This is a genomic window from Protofrankia sp. Cj3 (assembly GCF_917627355.1).
GTDB lineage: Bacteria > Actinomycetota > Actinomycetes > Frankiales > Frankiaceae > Protofrankia.
The window spans coordinates 1-4,823 of sequence record NZ_CAKJTR010000050.1; the positions used below are offsets into that span (position 1 = coordinate 1).

A 4,823-nucleotide genomic window follows, 5' to 3' on the forward strand; every position below is an offset into this window, starting at 1 on the left:
CTCGCGGTCCGTGACGTCCTTGCCGCCGCGGACTGCCTGATCGTCATCGCTGGCATGGAAGGTGCGCTACCCAGCGTTGTTGGCGGGCTCGTCGGTACACCGGTGATCGCCGTTCCGACCAGCATCGGTTACGGCGCGTCCTTCGGCGGCCTTGCCGCGTTGCTCGGGATGCTCAACTCGTGCGCGCCCGGCGTCGTCGTCTGCAACATCGACAACGGTTTCGGGGCGGGAATCTTCGCCGCCCGCATCACCCGCCGCACCCGCCGCGCGACGGCGAGGCCCACGGTCGCCGACAGCGGTCAGGAACCGGGCGGCGAACGGACCACAGTGGACGGGTGACCGACGCCGACATGCACCACGCGAACCATGCGAACCATGCGCCAGCCGGACCGACCGAGCCCGCGTCGACCAGACCGGCCCGGGTCGGCTGGCTCGACCTGTCCAGCGGAGCGAGCGGGGACATGCTCCTCGGCGCCCTGAACAGGGTGCTGACCGACACGGATCAGCACCCGGACGTGATCGCCAACGCGGTCGGAGCGCTCGGGCTGCCGGTCCGTCTGGACGTCAGCATGACCAGCCGGGCCGGCCTCGCCGCCGCCTGTGTCCAGGTCATCACCAACGAGTGGACCGGTAGTGAAGACGCGACACACCAGGACGGGCTGCCGGGGAGCGGGGCGCCCGGAAACGCGGCACCCGGCGATGAGCGCCGCCGTACCTGGGCTGACATCCGCCGGCTACTGGCCGGCGCTCCGCTCAGCGAAACGGTCCGCGAGCGGGCCCTGGCCACGTTTGCGGCGCTCGCCGAGGCTGAGGCTGTCGTCCATGGCATCCACGCCGACGAGGTGCACTTCCACGAGGTCGGGGCGCTGGACGCGCTCGCCGACGTGGTCGGCGTCTGCGCGGGGCTCGACGCGCTCGGCCTGGACCAACTGGTCGCGTCCCCGGTAGCGCTCGGCGGCGGGTCGGCCCGCACCGAACACGGCGTGCTGCCGATCCCCGGCCCCGCTGTCCTGGAACTGCTGCGTGCCAACGCAATGCCGGGGTATGGCGGTCCGGTGGACATGGAGCTGTGCACACCGACGGGAGCGGCTCTGGTGGCGGTCCACGCGGACGCATACGGTCCGTTGCCGGCAATGCGGGTGGCGTCCGTCGGCGTCGGCGCCGGCCAGCGCGACATCCCTGGTCGGCCCAACGTCGTCCGCCTGGTCGTCGGTACCGCTCCGCCGGCCGACACACCACCCCGGACGGGAGCGCTGCCGGCAGCGCCACTGCCGGCAGCACCGACGGTGGACTCCGCCACCGCGCGCGTCCCCGCCGTGACCCATGCGCTGGCCGTGACCGATGAGCTGCTGGTCGAGACCAACGTCGACGACCTCGACCCGCGGGCCTGGCCAGAGATCCTGGCAACGCTGCTGGCGGCGGGGGCCTCCGATGCCTGGCTCACGCCGGTGCTGATGAAAAAGGGCCGGCCGGCGCACACCCTGTCCGTGCTGGTGGCGATGCCGCTCGCGGACTCGGTCCGGCGAGCGGTCTTCCTCCACACTCCCACGCTGGGCCTGCGGGAGACGCCCGTACACAAGCGGGCCCTCGCCCGTGCCTTCCGCACGGTGAACGTCAGCGGCGAACCCGTCGCCGTAAAGATCGGCATACTTCCGGACGGCCAGATCGTCACCAGGCAACCCGAGTGGGATGATGTCCGCCGCGCCGCCGCCAGGCTGGACCGACCAGCCCGTTGGGTGCTGGCTACCGCGGTGGCCCTGGCGTCGGATACCGTCCGGCCGAACGCTGCCCGGCCGGACGAGGGCACCGATGACGACGAGGCATGGGCACACATGCGATCCTAAGAGCGCCCGGCAACAGGGATGTGGATCAAGGAGCAGGGCTGGAGTGCGTGCATCGCGAGGCGGCGCGGGGAGCCACCGGAGGTGGTGGGTGACGACCGACGGCAACAACGCGAGATGCGCACCTCACCCTTCCGCCTTGCCAGGGGGCGCCTGGACGCGGCGAGCCGGAATGACGATCTCAAACGCGCTCTAAGGCCGCGACCGAGCGGGATCACGAACGGAGACGATCGACATCGACGCCCGAACGGACATGCCTGACTTCAATCGTGCTCCGGCGGACGATCCTGGCGCGGTCCAGTCGATGCCGTCACCGGCGCGGCACTATCCACTGTCCAGCCCGGCCGAGGCGAGCAACGGCGACCTGCGCTCCCCTCCGCAGGCCCAGCGGCGTCCGATGCCACCGCCGATGCCGCCACCCGGCGGCGAGCGCACGTTCGACCCGCTCACGAGCGCATGGCCGGGCGCCGCGGACGAATCACCGGCCGCCCGGCCATGGACCGAAGCGTCAACCTACGACCCGTTGTTCGACCGTGGCCCCGCTCCCGGCGGCTATCCGGGGCCTGGTGCCCACCCGAGCAACGCCGCGCCGACCCCGCCACCGCCCAAACCTCGGGTGTCCGTCAGCACACTGCGCCACGAGGAACGCCCGAACAACGGCCAGCCCGGTGCCCGGCCCACCAGCGCGCCCTCACCGGAGCCCCTGCCGGGTTACCAGCGGTCCAGCTACACCGACACGGCCCACCGGCCGGCGCCGCTGTACCGGGACGACAGCTACCCGCCGGATTTCGACTCCGCCGATCCGCTCGGCATCTCCGCCGGTGTGGCGAGCACCGCGATCGAGACGCCGCCACACTCGCCGATTTCGACAGTCTACCCAGCGCCGCCGCCGCTGCCCCTCCCCGTGGCTGATGAGCCGGTGTCCCCGTACTCGCCGCCGGTGGCGGCCGAGCAGTCGCCGGGAGCGTCCACGGCGCCGATCGCGCTACTGTCCAGCCAGGACCGGCCGTTCCTCGACAGCGACGGTTTTCCCGGCGGGGGGCGGGCCGAGAGCTCACCTCCCGACATCCAGCGGGTGCCGGCGCCATACCCGGACGACATGTATCCATCCGGACGGCAGGTATCCGGACAGCCACCAGCCCAGCACCGAGTACCCGGCACCAGCGCCTGGTATCCGTCCCGCTGGCCATGACACAGCGGCTGATACGCCCGCTCTGACGCCGTCCCCGAACGGCGCGCCCGGCAGACTCATGACCAGCGCGTTACTGCCGGCTCAGCCAGACAGCGCATCTCGGGGCTGGCGGAAACTGGTTTTCAAGGCATCCGGTGGAACGATCAACCCGGGGCCGTCCGCCGACGAGGTACGCCATCGGCGCCTGATCACGCACATCCGCACCCCCCTGTATGACTGCCACCGGATCGCGGTCATGTCGCTCAAGGGCGGTGTCGGCAAGACCACGACAACCGTGGCCCTCGGGTCGACGCTGGCGAGCCTGCGCGGGGACCGGGTGGTGGCGATCGACGCGAACCCGGACCGCGGCACGCTGGGCGCGAAAGTACCACGGACATGCACGAACACCGTACGTGATCTACTCGACAACGCCGGCTCGCTGGACCGTTATGTGGATGTCCGCAGATACCTGTCACAGGCCGACAGCCGCCTGGAGGTGCTCGCCTCCGCGAACGCGCCCGAGATCTCGCAGGCGTTCGCCGACACCGACTACCTTGCCGTCGACGGCATCCTGCAGCGGCACTACTCGATCCTGCTGACCGACTGTGGCACCGGGATCCTGCACAGCGCCATGCCCGCCGTCCTCCGGCTCGCCGACACGCTGGTGATCGTCAGCAGTTCCAGCGCGGATGGCGGCTCATCCGCCAGCGCCACGCTGGACTGGCTGGACGCGCACGGGTACGCGGCCCAGGTGCGAGCAGCGGTAACGGTTATCTCGACGTTCCCGACAAACGGGGAATCCGTGGACCTGAGCACTCTCGAACAGCATTTCACCGCCCGTACCCGGCGAGTCGTCCGGGTACCCTACGATCCGCATCTGGCAATTGGTGGACGCATCATGCTGGAAGGAATGCGAAAGGCGACCAGACAGGCATTCCTCGAAATCGCTGGCGCCGTCGCCGAACGGTTTGGGCAGACAGGTTCACGGCCTGTCCCGACGGTCCGGTCAGCGGGTGATCGCGGCGGTCACTGAACGGACACCGGGGCGTCGCAGCTGCCGGGCCACTGTGGTGCGGCCGTCCACGATCCGCCCGAACAGGCCGAACGTACCCGGCATGCAGGTCAGCAACGCGTGCAGTAACCCGGGATGGCGCGTGTAGACCGCCTGTACCTCGCGGCCGGCGTCCATCTCAGGGCCAAGCACCGCTTCGACGCGCCTGGGATAGTCCACGAGCGCGCAGGGGTCACCGAGGGCGGCTCGGGCCGCGGCCTCGCCGGCAAGGCGGCCCGAACGGAGCGCGAAGGAGATGCCTTCGCGCGTCCACGGGTCGAGCAGACCCGCCGCGTCGCCGGCAACCAGCACCCTGCCCCGGCGCAGCGGCGAACCAACGGCCCGCACCCGCGTCAGATGCCCGGAGTCGTGCAGCGGTGTCACCGCGTCCAGACCGAGACCGCGCACCAGATCGGTGTAGTAGGAACGAAGCGCGCCGCCGTGTGCCCGCGAACCGATCACACCGACCGTGAGCGCTTCCCCCTTCGGGAACAGCCAGGCGTATGAACCGGGGACCGGGCCCCAGTCGAGCAGCACCCGGCCGGCCCAGCGCCGCGCGGTCGGGGCGCTCACCGGGAACTCACCCTCCAGCCCCACGTCCACCTGGTCGCACCGGACGCCCACATAACCACCGGTCCGCCCGGACGCGCCGTCAGCTCCGACAACGACTCGGGCACGCAGGCCGGGCCCGCCCCGCACCGACACCTCGACGCAACCAGCCTGCCGCCGCTGGAACTCCTCGGCCGCACGGACCTCGCCG

4 protein-coding genes and 1 pseudogene are annotated in these 4,823 nt (G+C 71.0%); 4 read left to right on the forward strand and 1 reads right to left on the reverse strand.

Annotated features, from left to right (window positions below; all coding sequences use genetic code 11):
• The 4 genes from MJ783_RS09295 to MJ783_RS09310 all read left to right on the forward strand — a co-directional run.
• Positions 1 to 339: AIR carboxylase family protein (locus tag MJ783_RS09295; protein ID WP_239309980.1), on the forward strand; the 339-nt coding region annotated here is incomplete at its 5' end.
• Entirely contained in the window at positions 336 to 1,844 is a 1,509-nt protein-coding gene (gene larC, locus MJ783_RS09300; protein ID WP_239309981.1) for a nickel pincer cofactor biosynthesis protein LarC, read from the forward strand. The genes MJ783_RS09295 and larC, both read left to right, overlap by 4 nt.
• Positions 1,845 to 2,094: 250 nt before the next feature.
• Complete coding sequence (locus MJ783_RS09305; RefSeq protein ID WP_239309982.1) at positions 2,095 to 3,033, forward strand: hypothetical protein; 939 nt, start codon at positions 2,095 to 2,097, stop codon at positions 3,031 to 3,033.
• Positions 3,034 to 3,091: 58 nt separating this feature from the next.
• The gene (locus tag MJ783_RS09310) at positions 3,092 to 4,045 is read left to right on the forward strand and encodes a MinD/ParA family protein (RefSeq protein WP_239309983.1); all 954 of its coding nucleotides are present in this window, start codon (positions 3,092 to 3,094) and stop codon (positions 4,043 to 4,045) included.
• Here MJ783_RS09310 and MJ783_RS09315 read toward each other — a convergent pair.
• Positions 4,019 to 4,823 (reverse strand): annotated as a pseudogene (locus MJ783_RS09315) (geranylgeranyl reductase); the annotation flags it as partial. The gene MJ783_RS09310 and the pseudogene MJ783_RS09315 sit on opposite strands and share 27 nt — an antisense overlap.